Annotated in this window: 1 protein-coding gene; it reads left to right on the top strand. The window is 45.9% G+C overall.

Going from position 1 to position 242, the window contains the following annotated elements; genetic code table 11:
• Positions 1–238: Rpn/YhgA-type helix-turn-helix domain-containing protein (locus tag SLS51_RS23750; protein ID WP_500690700.1), on the top strand; the 238-nt coding region annotated here is incomplete at its 5' end.
• Positions 239–242: the final 4 nt, after the last annotated feature.

The following is a 242-nucleotide window of genomic DNA, read 5'->3' as shown; positions in this document are numbered from 1 at the left end:
ACAACAATCTCCGGAGCATGAAACGATGTTGATGACTATTGCAGAACAGCTTGAACAAAAAGGGCTTGAGCGAGGTATCAAGCAAGGTATTGAGCTAGGTCGAGAGGAAGGTCGAGAAGAAGGCCGAGCGGAAGGTAAAGTGGAAACGGCTCGTGCCTTATTACGGCATGGCGTGAGTTTGGACATTATTGTTACCAGTACCGGACTGAGCCGAGATAAAATTGAAGCGTTAAATTAATCTT

The sequence above is a fragment of the Photorhabdus africana genome (genome assembly GCF_035181445.1).
Lineage (GTDB): Bacteria > Pseudomonadota > Gammaproteobacteria > Enterobacterales > Enterobacteriaceae > Photorhabdus > Photorhabdus laumondii.
This window is presented reverse-complemented; position numbering and strand designations above follow the sequence as displayed.